The sequence below is a fragment of the Priestia sp. TRN 1309 genome (genome assembly GCF_050846875.1).
GTDB lineage: Bacteria > Bacillota > Bacilli > Bacillales > Bacillaceae_H > Priestia > Priestia zanthoxyli.
The window spans coordinates 363,464-377,742 of sequence record NZ_JBOZGM010000005.1; the positions used below are offsets into that span (position 1 = coordinate 363,464).

The following is a 14,279-nucleotide window of genomic DNA, read 5'->3' on the forward strand; positions in this document are numbered from 1 at the left end:
TGCATGCATCCATGCTAATTCTTAGTATCAGCGGATTTTTCAAACCTTATTAAATAAATAGAAACTCGTCACAAAATCCATAAAAAAAACATAAAAAAATTTTTTTAGACGTATAAAAATCAGGTGAAATTGTCACTCTAAGAGTGAGGTGATGGAAATGTATAGGAAACAAGTAACCATCAGTTTTCTCATTTTTAGCGCATTATGTATGAGCGGATTTGTACTGAATAATCACTTAGAAATGAAAGAAGAAAACAGGATGCTGCTCACTTCTAAAAACGAAGCTGAAAATTCTATATCAATAGACTCTTCCCTGTTAAAAGCCTCTTATAAACCGAGACAATATGTAAAGATAGGTGAAATGAACTATATTGCACCATCCGGTAAGTAAATGAAAAACGATTGAAGACCACTCTTTAGTCGTTTTTTATTTGCTTATTATTTGCGTAATCGTGCATGAATTACGTTTTTTAATCAAAGAACATTAGTTGACTTCATAACTGAATTTATCGTTAAATAAAAGGGTACATACAATGATTGCAGTTTCAACAAACTATAATGATTGTGTCAAATTGTAAGTGGATTCCCTTGAATTCAGCTAACAGTTTCGATAAAGTGGAAAATAAAGATATTTTAATGGAGGAACAGACTATGACACATGTTCGTTTTGATTATTCAAACGCGTTATCATTTTTTGGTGAACATGAACTTACATACTTACGTGATGCCGTGAAAGTAGCTCACCATTCAATTCATGAAAAAACAGGTGCTGGGAACGACTTTTTAGGATGGGTAGACCTTCCTACGGAGTATGACAAAGAAGAATTTGCACGCATTCAAAAAAGTGCAGAAAAAATTAAATCGGATTCAGATGTATTGATTGTTATTGGTATTGGAGGATCTTACTTAGGTGCTCGTGCTGCTATTGAAATGCTTCAGCATTCATTCTATAACACATTATCAAAAGAACAGCGTAAAACTCCGCAAGTTATTTTTGCTGGTAACAACATCAGCTCAACATACATGAAAGACCTAATGGATGTTTTACAAGATAAAGATTTCTCTATTAATGTTATTTCAAAATCTGGTACAACAACAGAACCGGCGATTGCTTTCCGTATCTTCCGTAAATTATTAGAAGAGAAATACGGGAAAGAAGAAGCACGCAAGCGTATTTATGCAACAACAGATAAAGCGCGCGGCGCATTAAAAACATTAGCGGACGAAGAAGGCTATGAAACATTTGTTATTCCAGATGATGTAGGCGGCCGTTATTCTGTATTAACAGCGGTTGGCTTATTACCAATCGCCGCTGCAGGTCTTGATATCGAACAAATGATGAAAGGGGCAGCTGATGCTCAAGAAGCATTTTCATCATCAGAGCTAGAAGAGAACCCAGCTTATCAATATGCTGTAGCTCGTAATGTTCTTTATAATAAAGGAAAAACAATTGAAATGCTGATTAACTATGAGCCAGCTCTTCAGTACTTTGCTGAGTGGTGGAAACAGTTATTTGGTGAAAGTGAAGGAAAAGACCAAAAAGGTATTTACCCTTCATCTGCTAACTTCTCAACGGATCTTCATTCTTTAGGTCAATATGTACAAGAAGGTCGTCGCGATATTTTTGAAACAATTGTACAAGTTCAAGATTCTCGTCATGAGCTAACAATTGAAGAAGATGCAGCGGACTTAGATGGACTAAATTACTTAGCTGGTGAAACAGTTGACTTTGTAAATAAAAAAGCGTTCCAAGGTACAATGCTTGCTCACACAGACGGAGGCGTTCCAAACTTAGTTGTGAACATTCCAGCGCTAGATGAGTATACATTTGGATATGTTGTATATTTCTTCGAAAAAGCATGCGCAATCAGCGGCTATTTATTAGGCGTAAACCCATTTGATCAGCCGGGAGTAGAAGCATACAAAGTAAATATGTTTGCTCTTCTTGGAAAACCTGGTTTTGAAGAGAAGAAAGCAGAATTAGAAAAGCGTTTGAAATAAATAAAAAGTTCACCTTCTTGTTAGAAGGTGAACTTTTTTGCTTTTGAGATAAAGGATAAAAAGCTGGAAAAAGGACATGTTAAAACAGAGGAGGGATAAGATGATTGAATTATCTTCAAGATTAGACGGCACATTATTCAAGCTTTATGAATTAGAAAAAACGCTTAAGCCGCTTGGGTATAACATTGGAGGAAATTGGGATTATGATCATGGTTCATTCGACTATAAGATGAATGATGAAGTCGGCTATCAGTTTTTACGTATCCCGTTTACAGCTACGAATGGAGAACTGGATTCTAAAGGAACAACCGTACAGATTGGTACGCCATTTTTACTTTCACATAAGTATCAAATTGGCCTAGATGACAATGTTCACAATGGAAACGTGGGTGCTTCATTTAATCAGTTTGCAGAACCCCAAGACGCAGACGCTTCATTTCCAGAAAAGTATATCAGCTTAGGAGAAGAGCTAATTAGAGAGGCAGAAGAGGCGCTGCTTCGGTAATTGAAAGGATTATTCTTTTCTTAAACTCTCTAATTTTTTCACAAAAATATGTTCGTACATGACCTGACTAATCAACTCGTTTGTTTTAATCATTTCATTTACCCCCAAATTTTGCGCATTTTGAATATGCTTTTTTGTTAACAGTTCAACGATGCTGTAAATAGAAGGGTTCAATCCTTGCAGAGCGACTAGCGTAACAATCGTATTCATGTCTGCATATTCTTCTGTCTTATGCTGATCGGCAGTAATCAGCACTTTTTTTGCGCACCGAGCATTGGCAAGTTCTAATACCTCATAGTGAGAGGGACTTCCTTTAATAAAATGAACGCGATCACAAATCATGGGGTTTTTAGTCAGAGAGTCGTCGATAAGAACAATGTCTTCTTTATGAAATGCGTCGCGATAAGACTCTAGCACGAGTTTGGCGCGCTCATTCCACCCCACAACGATGAAGTGATCTTTTCCATAAAACTTTAAATTCCCTTCCAAATAAGCGCTCTCAGCGGAAACAGCAATTTTAGAAAGCGTGACAAAATAAGTAGTAATAAATCCCGTTCCAACCAGGACTAAAATAATTGCAGCTAACCTTCCAATCGTAGTGGTGGGAGCAAAATCACCGTACCCTATAGTAGAGATTGTAATAATAACCCACCAAATTCCTTCAAACACATTCCCAAACGTTTGCGGCTCTAGGAAATGTATAAGCATGCCGAAAAGTAAAACAAGGCAGCCGATAATAAAAAGAAGCCGCACTAAAATAGAACGACGAAAAAGTCGGAATAATAGCCATTCCATCATAAAAAAACCTCCAGTGATTAGTCATAGCCACAGTATGACCATTTTTCACTGAAGGTATAAGATATCTTTATCTTTTTACTTCGTAATATTCAATCCATTCTTTGTCTGGACCGTAGAAAAATAAGTATCTTGCTCCATTTGGCAAAGTTACAATGTTTTCTTCCACAAATGAAACGCCTGCTGATTTTAAACGCTCAAACTCCTCTTCAATTCCATCTACTGCCAGCGCAAAATGATGAACTTTACCTTCACTAGGTAAGCTTGAGTTATACCCTTGAATTAACTCTACGATTACATTGCCTTCTAAACCTAGAAAAGCTAGCTTCAAAGACGGATCGGTATGTGGTAGTGTTTCGATGAGCTCCAATCCCACTTTTTGTGTATAGAACTCAATAGATTCTTCTATATCCTTTACTTGAACGCCTACATGTTCAAATTTTAAAATTGCCATATGCATCACCCGTATCTATAGTATGTAAAAACTATGAAATATATTAAAGAGAAAGGATAGATAAGTCAAGATAGGGCTGCTTATCAGGAAAGGGCTCTTAAATCATATTTTTGCTGGAGTGAATAGGGTAGAGGCTTCCATCAAGCGCAAACGAAATTTTGCCTGTTTCTTCAGATACAACTAAAATTAATGCATCCGATTTTTCTGACATTCCAATGGCTGCACGGTGACGTGTTCCCAACTTTTTGTTCGTTGAAATAATAGACGAGAGAGGTAAAACATTAGCAGCTGAAATAAGCTGATTATTTCTAATTAGGACGGCTCCGTCATGTAAGGGTGTCCCTGGATAGAACAGTGTCTCAACTAGCGTAGCGCTGACAGGAGCTTGAATAGGCATTCCTTTTTGAATAAGAGGATCAACATTTTGTTCCCGTTCAATGACAATTAAAGCGCCGTGACGTTTCTCAGAGAGGTTATGAATAGCTAGGGATAGAGCAGCGTATTCAAATGTATAAGGCGATAAGTAATGGCGCAAGTAATAAGAGGCGGCCGTAGCTTGAACATCTTGAAATAACCTTCTCATCTCCTCAAAATCACATAAAATACAATGATCACTCGTGTCTAAATGTTTAATTAAATTAGAGGCTTCAGTTGAAATCTGCTGTAAATATGTTCGCACATTATTTTTAATTGTATCGTCTAATTGAAAGGGTTGTCTCTCCATCTTATATAGCTCCTATCTGTCAGTCAGTGTTATCTGTAATGTGTGCTAATGTGGGTGAATTATCCGTAAAGCTCATAAATCTGTTATTAATTTTATAGAGAGATTTTGTATTTTATTTAGCAAGAGAACATAAAAAGTCGAAAAAAAAGAAAGCGTTTTATAAACTGATATATTCACATTTGGGTTAAATTTACATATGTTGTTTTAAATAAAAGTATAGATATTTCTGTGAATTTAAAGTATAGTTTTCTTATCGGATATATAATTTTTAATGTTGACAAATATTCTAAATATGCTAAAATTTTTAAAAAATGCTTATCAAGAGTGGTGGAGGGATCTGGCCCGCTGAACCCCGGCAACCTGCTTAGCAAGGTGCTAATTCCAGCAAAGTGTGTATCATTTTGAAAGATAAGGTGAAAATTATTGCCTACCCAGTCTTTCAATACGGAAGACTTTTTATTTTGATATAGCGCAAGAGATATTTTGAGGAGGGACAACGATGACTGTAAACCCCGACTTAAAACAAACCTTTGAACACGCCGAAGCAAAGTAAGAATTAAATAGTTTCGCTGACTAGACACACTAGAGGCGGTTTTATCCAATTCTAGTGGGTAAAACCGTCTTTTTTTATTGGATAACGCGGATAACTAAGAATTGGAGTGGAGAAAATGGCAGACTTATATACGTACGAAAACTGGAGCGATACATTTCCAGAGTTCGACAGTAAAGATGAAACAAAAGGAGCCCTTTCAGCATTGCAGTGGGCGTATGATACCTACGGAGATTCAATTATTTATGCGTCAAGCTTTGGGATCGAAGGAATCGTGTTAATTGATTTAATTTCAAAAGTGAAAAAAGATGCTGAAATTGTCTTTTTAGATACAGGGGTTCATTTTAAAGAAACATATGAAGTGATTGATGCAATTAAAGAACGCTTCCCTGATTTACGTATTCATATGAAAAAGCCGGATTTAACTCTTGCAGAACAAGCTGAAAAACATGGAGATGAGCTTTGGAAGAGTCAGCCTAACCTATGCTGTCAAATTCGAAAAATCATTCCGCTAAGAGAATCCCTTGCTCCTTATGATGCGTGGATTTCTGGTTTAAGACGCGAGCAGTCTGAGTCTCGTGCCAACACGAATTATTTTAATAAAGATGAGAAATTCAAGAAGGTGAAAGTTTGTCCGTTAATTCATTGGTCATGGAAAGAAATTTGGCGTTATGTGTATAAGCATGATTTGCCATACAACAAACTTCATGATCAAGGCTACCCAAGTATCGGCTGTGAGCCCTGTACCGCACCTGCCTATAATGTAGACGATTTACGTTCAGGAAGATGGGCAGGTACACAAAAAGTGGAGTGCGGATTACACGAATCTTAAATACGAAAGAGCTGAATAAATGATGCTTTTATATGTTGCCTTTATCATTGCGCTTTTTTTTGCAATGAATATTGGGGCAAGCGGTGCAGCAGCTGCTATGGGCGTTTCATACGGCTCCGGTGCAATTAAAAAGCGAAGAGTGGCCCTGTTCATCTGTGCTGTAGGAATTGTGCTCGGAGCTGTTACCGGAGGCGGTGAGGTGGTAAAAACCATCAGTTCAGGTATCATACCTGAAAAACTGCTGTCAGTAGAATTAGTTATTATCATTCTGGCTGCTGCAACGCTGTCACTCTTTTTCGCGAATTTGATTGGTATCCCTCTATCAACAAGTGAAGTAACAGTTGGCTCAGTTGTTGGAGTAGGGGTAGCTTATCAATCTCTGTATGTAGAAAAACTTTTAATTGTGATGTCTTTTTGGATTATTGTTCCGCTAGTTTCATTTGTTATTGCTTTTTTGATTGGGAAAGTGATAAAGCGCAGAGCGCATAAAAAAGAAGCAGAGGGAAAGTGGAAAAGAGTTTTAACGATTTTAGTTATTGCAACGGGATTCTTTGAAGCCTTCTCAGCTGGAATGAACAATGTGGCAAATGCTGTCGGTCCTCTAGTAGGAGCTGGATTAATGGATGCTACAACGGGTGTCATAGCAGGAGGATTGGCGGTGGCGCTCGGAGCTCTTTTACTAGGAGGCCGAGTTATTGAAACAAGCGGAAAAAAAATTACTCGCTATTCTGTAGGAGAAGGCTGCATTATCTCGGGTACTGGTGCTTCTCTTGTTACAGTCGCTTCACTGTTTGGTTTGCCAGTACCGCTTACACAGGTCACTACGTCTTCTATTATTGGAATAGGCGCAGCGAAAACGGGATTTACGAAAGAACAGCGCGAAGTGGTCATTCAAATGTTAAAGGTTTGGGTGGTATCCCCTGTATTTTCACTCGTAATCTCATATGTTCTTGTGAAATTAGTACTTGAAAGCGACTTATATTCATTTGTGGTGCTAGCTAGTGGATGTATTGCTACAGGAGGTATTCTAAGCTTAGCTAGAACGACTAGAAGAAAAAGAGCAAGCCTGCAGTCGGAAAAAGAAAAAATGACTGCGTGATTCAAGTACTTTTTATTATATTGTGTTAATTACTTAAGGAGGATTTTACAAAATGGCAACAATTCAAGCACACGGTGGAGAATTAATTAATTTATATCAACCAACATATGACTACACGTCACTAACAAAAGAAATTGAAGTAGACAACATGGCTCTAAGCGATTTAGAACTAATTGGAATTGGTGCTTATAGCCCAATTACGGGGTTTTTAGGAGAAAAAGATTATCAATCAGTTGTTGAAAATATGCGTCTAGCAGATGGAACTGTATGGAGTATTCCTATTACTCTTCCCGTAACAGAAGAGCAGGCTAAAGAATTAAACATTGGCGACAAAGTAAAACTAGTTCAAAGCGGTGTGACATATGGTGTTTTAGAAGTTTCTGAAGTATATACGCCAAATAAAGAAAAAGAAGCGGAAAATGTGTACCGCACAGCAGAACTGGCCCACCCTGGTGTGAAGAAAATGATGGAACGCCCAAATGTATATGTAGCAGGTCCAATCGTACTTGTAGAACGTACACCTAAAACGCGTTTTGAAAAGTATTACCTAGATCCAACTGAAACAAGAGCAGCATTTGAAGAGCGCGGTTGGAAAACGGTTGTTGGATTCCAAACTCGTAACCCTGTTCACCGTGCGCATGAGTATATTCAAAAAACAGCATTAGAAATTGTAGACGGCCTGTTTTTAAATCCACTTGTAGGAGAAACAAAGTCAGATGATATCCCAGCAGATATCCGTATGGAAAGTTATGAAGTACTTTTAGAGAACTATTATCCTAGCGATCGTGTAGCTTTGGCAGTTTTCCCTGCTGCAATGCGCTATGCTGGACCTAGAGAAGCTATTTTCCATGCAATGGTTCGAAAAAACTTTGGATGCACGCATTTCATTGTAGGCCGTGACCACGCTGGTGTTGGTGACTACTACGGAACATATGATGCACAAAAAATCTTCAGTAACTTTACGGCAGATGAATTAGGAATTACACCTTTATTTTTTGAACACAGCTTCTACTGCAAGAAGTGTGAAGCGATGGCATCAACGAAAACATGCCCTCACAGCAAGGAAGATCATATGATTCTATCTGGTACCAAGGTACGTGAAATGCTTCGTAACGGAGAAGTGCCACCAAGCACATTCAGCCGTAAAGAAGTAATTGAAGTGTTAATTAAGGGATTAGCAAAACAAAAAGTATCTTCAAAATAAGGAGCGGTTGAAGTGAGTAAATCAACAAACATTACGTGGCATGATGCTGGAATTACAAAACAGGAAAGACGCGAGCAAAATAATCATCACAGTTTTGTATTATGGTTTACGGGCCTTTCGGGTTCAGGTAAATCTACCGTAGCAAACGCAGTGGCAAAAGCGCTTTTTGATAAAAATATTCGCAATTATGTATTAGATGGTGACAATGTTCGTTTTGGCTTAAACAAGAATTTAGGGTTTTCTGCTGAAGATCGTACAGAAAATATTCGCCGTATCGGTGAGGTTTCTAAGCTGTTCGTAGACAGCGGTCAAGTGGTACTAACAGCATTTATCTCTCCATTCCAAGAAGATCGCGCTCAAGTGCGTGAGATCTTAGAGGGGAATGAATTTTTGGAAGTATACGTAGAGTGTCCGTTAGAAGAATGTGAAAAAAGAGATCCAAAAGGCCTTTACAAAAAAGCAAGAAGCGGAGAAATCCGTGATTTTACAGGAATTGATTCTCCCTATGAGTCACCTGCTAATCCTGAAGTAACAATTAATACAAGCACACAGTCTGTAGAAGAATGTGTACAAACTGTTATTGAATATTTATCTAACCGAAAATTCATCTAAATGACAGCGGACTTTGTCCGCTGTTCTAATTCAAATTAAAATTTGGGAGCGCTGCGGAGACGTGGAAATGATGGAAGGGTGAAAGGCATTCATGGGGAAAGTATATCTAGTCGGTGCAGGACCAGGAGATCCAGATTTAATTACATTAAAAGGGTTGAAAGCAATTCAGCAAGCAGATGTTATCTTATATGATCGTTTAGTGAATAAGGACCTGCTGGAGTATGCTAAAAGTGATGCTGATATTATTTACTGCGGAAAGCTTCCAAACTACCATACCCTCAAGCAAGAAACAATCAATAACTTTTTAGTGAAATTCGCTAAAAAGGGGAAAATTGTAACGCGCTTAAAAGGCGGAGATCCATTTGTTTTCGGACGCGGAGGGGAAGAAGCAGAAGCTCTCGTGCAACAGGGCATTTCATTTGAAATTGTTCCAGGAATTACATCAGGTATCGCAGCTGCTGCTTATGCAGGAATCCCTGTCACTCACCGGGAATACAGCGCAAGCTTTGCTTTTGTAGCAGGACACCGTAAAGACAGCGAGCATGATGCAATCAAATGGGATAGCCTAGCCAAAGGTGTAGATACTCTTGCCATTTATATGGGAGTGAGGAACTTACCGTACATTTGCCAACAGTTAATGGAACATGGAAAAACCTCAGCTACGCCAATTGCATTGATTCACTGGGGCACATGTGCGGACCAGCGCACTGTAACTGGAACTCTTGGTACAATTGTTGATATTGTTAAAGAAGAACAAATTGAAAATCCCAGTATGATTATCGTTGGTGAAGTTGTAAATTTTCATGACCGATTGAATTGGTTTGAGAAGACTGGACAGCATTACTATTCGTATGCACAAGAAGCTTACTAAAGAGGTTGATTATATGGATGCAGTTTTATATGTTTGCCATGGCAGCCGCGTAAAAGAAGGCGCTGATCAGGCAGTTGCTTTTATTGAAAGATGTAAAAAAAATCTAGATGTACCGATTCAAGAAGTTTGTTTCCTAGAGCTAGCTTACCCTACTATTGAACAAGGATTTGAAGCGTGTATTGAACAAGGTGCTACTCGTATTGCCATTGTGCCGCTGCTGTTATTAACAGCTGCCCATGCAAAACATGATATACCTGAAGAAATACACAAAGTATATGAACGCTATCCACAAGTAGAAGTACTGTACGGAGAACCGTTCGGCGTAGACGAACGAATTGTTGATATCTTAGTAGAGAGAATCAATGAAACCAATGTGGATAAGCATGAAGATTCGATGGTATTGCTGGTCGGCAGAGGAAGCAGTGATCCTGCTGTAAAAAAAGATTTTAACGAAATAGCTCAACTGCTAAAAGGTAAAGGAGCTTTTAAAGAAGTGAGCACATGCTATTTAGCTGCCGCTGCCCCTAATTTAAAAGAAGGCCTGCACCTTGCTAAACAAACTTCGTATAAGCAAGTATTCGTTCTCCCGTACCTTTTGTTTACCGGTATTTTAATGAACGAAATTAAGGAAGAGTTGGAGCAGTTATCAACAGATGACCAGCAGTTTATCTTAGCAAACTACCTAGGTTATCATGATGGACTTGCACACATTTTAAGTCATCAAGTAAAAACGTTATTATCGAGTAGAGGAAATCAATACGATGTATACCGTTATGCTTGATTTAAAGGGTCGTTCGGTCTTAGTAGTTGGAGGCGGAACAATCGCAACTCGTAGAATTAAAGGTTTTTTACAAGAAGGAGCAGCCATTACAGTGGTTGCTCCAACTGTTTCAGCTGAAATAAATGAGTGGGAAGCTAAGAATCAGCTGTGTGTAAAAAGAAAAAAAGTAGGAGAAGAAGACTTACTTAATGTTTTTTTTATTGTTGTAGCTACAAATGATAAAGCTGTGAATAAGTTCGTTAAGCAGCATATTAAAAATGATCAGTTGGTTAATATGGCCAGCGGTTTTTCCGATGGAAATATTCAAATTCCTGCACAGTTTTCTAGAGGGAGATTATCGCTAGCAATATCCACAGATGGCGCTAGTCCTTTGTTGACAAAACGAATAAAAGAAGAATTATCTTCGAATTATGATGAGAGTTACACACAGTATACACAGTTTTTGTACGAATGCAGAGTTCTTATCCACAGATTGAATGTGTCAAAGAGCCGTAAACATGAGTTGTTAACAGAAATTATCGATGATCAATACCGGCTGTCTCTAGTAAAACAGAGGGAATTTTTACAACAGATTGAAAAATATAAATAAAAAAACGGCCAATTGGCCGTTTTTCATTTATACATTTTCAACTTCAATGCTACGAATACCGCTGATTTTTTGAATCTCGTAATACACTTCTGTAGTAGGACGCTGATTATTAACTGACACTTTCATACGTATATATAATTCATTGGTGTCTAAATCTTTGATTCGAATATTTTTTATTGTAATATTCTTTTCTCTAATGCTGTTAGTTGTATCAAAAATATTGTGCTTATCAGCCAGCTTAAGTTGAAGAATAAGCTCTTTCTCGCGCAGTTGCCTAGGCCCTAGAATAGTAATAAGGAAAGGGAGAAGTTCAACGCTGATGATGAGCAGTACAACTCCGGTAATAGCTTCGGGATAAAACCCTGCACCTACAGCAATACCTATACCTGCTGCCCCCCAGATAATAGCGGCTGTTGTAAGCCCAGAGATGCTGTCATTTTCTTTTCGTAAAATAACACCCGCTCCTAAAAAACCAATTCCAGAAACAATTTGAGCAGCCAGACGAAGCGGGTCCATTGTGATATGATCACCTTTATTAAAAATTTGAGAAGACTCAATCGAAACAATCGTGAGTAAACAGCTAATAATGGAAATTACGAGAGATGTTTTTAAACCAACAGGCTTTCGTTTTAGTTCCCTTTCAATTCCAATAATAAGACCAAGTACAGCAGAAATACCTAATTTGAGCAACATTTCATTTTCCATTATTTTCACCTATTTCAATAGACATTGTTGTTTATATCTGTATGAAAGAAGAAAAACAGATATGTATCAGTATAGTAAACTTTTCTTCATAATGACAGGTGAAATTCGAAAAAATCTGATTATTTATAAAGCGCTACGATCGTTTCTTTTAATTTATATTTTTGAATCTTGCCGGATGCCGTCATGGGAAAGTCGTCTATAAAATAAATATGTTCGGGAATTTTGAAATGAGCAAGCTTACCTTTGCAAAAGTCTTTGATTTCTTGAGCGGTAAGAAAAGAATCTTGCTTGAGTTTAATGCATGCAGCAACTCGTTCTCCATACTTTGGATCAGGAATACCGACAATTTGCACATCTTCTACCTCGGGTAATCTATATAAAAACTCTTCAATTTCTCTTGGGTAAATGTTTTCTCCACCTCTAATAATCATATCTTTTAGACGTCCTGTAATTTTTACATAGCCATCTTTATCGATGGTAGCTAAATCTCCTGTATGTAGCCAGCCCTCTACAATTGTTTTTTCTGTTTCTTCCGGCATTTTGTAATATCCTTTCATTGTTAAATATCCTTTTGCACAAAGTTCTCCTTGTTCTCCAAAAGAAGCTTGTTTACCTGTAATTGGATTAATAATTTGAATCTGTACATGATCATGTACTTTGCCAACCGTTTGTACTCGCCGCTCGATAGAATCAGTTGGGGTTGTTTGGGTGATTACAGGAGATGTTTCGGTTTGACCATAGGCGATGGTAATTTCGCTGATACCCATGTCATTTATGACTCGTTTCATTACTTCTGCTGGACAATTAGAACCAGCCATGATTCCTGTGCGAAGAGTAGATAAGTCATATTGATTAAACTCAAGTGCATTTAATTCCGCAATAAACATAGTTGGTACACCGTGAAGCGCTGTACATTTTTCTTTCTCTACGGTGCGTAAAACAGAGGAAGGCTGAAATTCAATAATCGGTAGCATAGTAGCACCTACGGATACGCATGCTAGAACGCCCAGTACACATCCAAAACAATGAAAGAAAGGAACTGGGATGCATAAGCGGTCTTCGTTAGTCAGTTTCATAGACTGAGCAACTAAAAAGCCGTTATTTACTATATTATGGTGACTTAGCATAACTCCTTTTGGAAAACCTGTTGTTCCGGAAGTATATTGCATATTGATAACTTCATGGATATGTAGGGATTGCTCATACTTATCGAGCACCTCATCCGATACAATTGAGCTACTCATTAAGAACTCGTTCCAAGAAGTATGTTCGCTTGATTCACTTAAGTTTATAAGATGTTTTAGATTGGGAAGATTATGTTCAATACCGGTGATAATAGACGTATAAGAAGTGCTTTTAAATTCATCAATGAAAAATAGCGCTGCTGTATCAGAATGCCTCAATACATACTCTAATTCAGAGGATTGGTAGCTTGTATTAAGGGTAACCAAAACAGCGCCTATTCTAGCTGCTGCGAATTGCAGAAGTAACCATTCCGGCACATTTGTAGCCCAGATAGCGATATGATCGCCTTTTTTGAGACCGGTGGCTAGAAGTGCCTTTGCAACTCGAGAGGTTTCTTGATAAAACTCTGCGTACGTATAGCGAATATTTTGTTCAGAGTAGATAACCGCTTCTTGATGCCCAAACTTTTTTGTACTTTCTTTTAAAAGTTCTCCAACCGTTACTTCAAGCAATGGTTTCATTTGGTTTCCTCCTTGAATAATGTTAAAGTATATATGAAAGCGTTTTCTAAAAGTAGTTTATCAAATTTAAAGAAAGTGTTCCAAAAAATCATTCGACAAATTCCTTCACTGTCCATCGCACGTATGAAGAAGGGGGGAGCTGAGTTTATCGTATTGATTTCAATAAGTAAGTATACCGAATGCGAATATTGTAATAAAATAAAGAAATGTCTCCTTATTATAAGAAGACAACGTAACATCATGTTAATAAAGAATGGTATAAAAATATGAAGTAAACAAACAAAAAATTATGCTGAATGTTGAAAGTGAAATAAATGAAAGGCCGTTGACTTTGCCTTCTTTATTAGACATTTGAATTGATTCCCAATAAGCAAGTGAAATTAAGAGAATAGACATACAAAAGGACAAATAGAGTGCAGCTGCAATTAAGGTATCCAAGTGAACGCCTCCTTGGCGGATAATGATTTAATAGACATTATGCTAGCTTAGGTCTAGATATGCTAGTATCTATTAATTGGCTAACGTTTCGTGTACAAGAAAATAGTTTTTAAAAATATATCGAAAAACTATTGCACAATAAAAGAAGGCATGGTATATTATTAAATGTCGCTAAGATGAACTGCTAAAGCAAACATCGAAGTGATAAACAAATAAAAAACTTGTTGACAACTAGATTGCAACTTGTTATGATAGTAAAGTCGCTTAAGAGCGGCGGTTGAACTTTGAAAACTGAACAAAGCGACAAACGTCAACGTTAATTTTTATTTTTTAAATGAGCAAGTCAAACATTTCTTCGGAGAGTTTGATCCTGGCTCAGGATGAACGCTGGCGGCGTGCCTAATACATGCAAG

16 protein-coding genes, 1 rRNA gene and 1 riboswitch are annotated in these 14,279 nt (G+C 37.6%); of the genes, 11 read left to right on the top strand and 6 right to left on the bottom strand.

What is annotated here, in order from left to right:
- Positions 1-157 precede the first annotated feature (157 nt).
- The 3 genes from ACRPLQ_RS21385 (at position 158) to ACRPLQ_RS21395 (ending at position 2,506) form a co-directional block, all read left to right on the top strand.
- Positions 158-391, top strand: a complete 234-nt coding sequence (locus tag ACRPLQ_RS21385) for a hypothetical protein (protein ID WP_321201864.1) — start codon at positions 158-160, stop codon at positions 389-391.
- Positions 392-651: 260 nt separating this feature from the next.
- Positions 652-2,001, top strand: coding sequence for a glucose-6-phosphate isomerase (locus ACRPLQ_RS21390; protein ID WP_013059589.1), 1,350 nt, complete (start codon positions 652-654; stop codon positions 1,999-2,001).
- A 100-nt stretch (positions 2,002-2,101) separates the two neighbouring features.
- On the top strand, positions 2,102-2,506 hold the full coding sequence (locus ACRPLQ_RS21395) for a YugN-like family protein (protein ID WP_014457925.1): 405 nt from the start codon (positions 2,102-2,104) through the stop codon (positions 2,504-2,506).
- Positions 2,507-2,515: 9 nt separating this feature from the next.
- On the opposite strand, the gene ACRPLQ_RS21400 is transcribed toward ACRPLQ_RS21395, so the two are convergent.
- The 3 genes from ACRPLQ_RS21400 to cdaS all read right to left on the bottom strand — a co-directional run bounded on the left by ACRPLQ_RS21400 (position 2,516) and on the right by cdaS (position 4,479).
- Entirely contained in the window at positions 2,516-3,304 is a 789-nt protein-coding gene (locus tag ACRPLQ_RS21400; protein ID WP_033580474.1) for a potassium channel family protein, read from the bottom strand.
- A 67-nt stretch (positions 3,305-3,371) separates the two neighbouring features.
- Positions 3,372-3,755: a VOC family protein gene (locus ACRPLQ_RS21405; protein WP_033580475.1), complete on the bottom strand. Its 384-nt coding sequence runs from the start codon at positions 3,753-3,755 to the stop codon at positions 3,372-3,374.
- Positions 3,756-3,852: 97 nt separating this feature from the next.
- Positions 3,853-4,479 (bottom strand): sporulation-specific diadenylate cyclase CdaS, encoded by a 627-nt coding sequence (gene cdaS, locus ACRPLQ_RS21410; RefSeq protein ID WP_028412605.1) that lies wholly within the window; start codon positions 4,477-4,479, stop codon positions 3,853-3,855.
- A gap of 312 nt (positions 4,480-4,791) precedes the next feature.
- Positions 4,792-4,894: riboswitch (SAM riboswitch) on the top strand.
- Positions 4,895-5,147: 253 nt separating this feature from the next.
- Here cdaS and ACRPLQ_RS21415 point away from each other — a divergent pair.
- The 7 genes from ACRPLQ_RS21415 to ACRPLQ_RS21445 all read left to right on the top strand — a co-directional run bounded on the left by ACRPLQ_RS21415 (position 5,148) and on the right by ACRPLQ_RS21445 (position 11,017).
- Complete coding sequence (locus ACRPLQ_RS21415) at positions 5,148-5,861, top strand: phosphoadenylyl-sulfate reductase (RefSeq protein ID WP_028412604.1); 714 nt, start codon at positions 5,148-5,150, stop codon at positions 5,859-5,861.
- A gap of 19 nt (positions 5,862-5,880) precedes the next feature.
- Positions 5,881-6,960, top strand: coding sequence for an inorganic phosphate transporter (locus ACRPLQ_RS21420; protein ID WP_432236270.1), 1,080 nt, complete (start codon positions 5,881-5,883; stop codon positions 6,958-6,960).
- Between the two features lie 52 nt (positions 6,961-7,012).
- Positions 7,013-8,164: a sulfate adenylyltransferase gene (sat, locus tag ACRPLQ_RS21425; protein WP_367078733.1), complete on the top strand. Its 1,152-nt coding sequence runs from the start codon at positions 7,013-7,015 to the stop codon at positions 8,162-8,164.
- Positions 8,165-8,176: 12 nt separating this feature from the next.
- Positions 8,177-8,776 (top strand): adenylyl-sulfate kinase, encoded by a 600-nt coding sequence (cysC, locus tag ACRPLQ_RS21430; RefSeq protein ID WP_028412601.1) that lies wholly within the window; start codon positions 8,177-8,179, stop codon positions 8,774-8,776.
- A 91-nt stretch (positions 8,777-8,867) separates the two neighbouring features.
- Positions 8,868-9,647: a uroporphyrinogen-III C-methyltransferase gene (gene cobA / locus ACRPLQ_RS21435; RefSeq protein ID WP_033580477.1), complete on the top strand. Its 780-nt coding sequence runs from the start codon at positions 8,868-8,870 to the stop codon at positions 9,645-9,647.
- Between the two features lie 13 nt (positions 9,648-9,660).
- A complete protein-coding gene (locus ACRPLQ_RS21440; protein ID WP_033580478.1) occupies positions 9,661-10,428 on the top strand; it encodes a sirohydrochlorin chelatase in 768 nt (255 codons plus the stop codon).
- A complete protein-coding gene (locus ACRPLQ_RS21445) occupies positions 10,409-11,017 on the top strand; it encodes an NAD(P)-binding protein (protein ID WP_323873919.1) in 609 nt (202 codons plus the stop codon). Before ACRPLQ_RS21440 ends, ACRPLQ_RS21445 begins: the two co-directional genes overlap by 20 nt.
- Before the next feature lie 27 nt (positions 11,018-11,044).
- Here ACRPLQ_RS21445 and ACRPLQ_RS21450 read toward each other — a convergent pair whose 3' ends face one another.
- The 3 genes from ACRPLQ_RS21450 to ACRPLQ_RS21460 form a co-directional block, all read right to left on the bottom strand.
- Positions 11,045-11,722: an MgtC/SapB family protein gene (locus tag ACRPLQ_RS21450; protein WP_013059577.1), complete on the bottom strand. Its 678-nt coding sequence runs from the start codon at positions 11,720-11,722 to the stop codon at positions 11,045-11,047.
- A gap of 119 nt (positions 11,723-11,841) precedes the next feature.
- The gene (locus ACRPLQ_RS21455; protein WP_432236271.1) at positions 11,842-13,428 is read right to left on the bottom strand and encodes an AMP-binding protein; all 1,587 of its coding nucleotides are present in this window, start codon (positions 13,426-13,428) and stop codon (positions 11,842-11,844) included.
- Between the two features lie 243 nt (positions 13,429-13,671).
- On the bottom strand, positions 13,672-13,866 hold the full coding sequence (locus tag ACRPLQ_RS21460; protein ID WP_033580480.1) for a hypothetical protein: 195 nt from the start codon (positions 13,864-13,866) through the stop codon (positions 13,672-13,674).
- Between the two features lie 352 nt (positions 13,867-14,218).
- Here ACRPLQ_RS21460 and ACRPLQ_RS21465 point away from each other — a divergent pair.
- Positions 14,219-14,279, top strand: a 16S ribosomal RNA gene (locus ACRPLQ_RS21465); the annotation flags it as partial.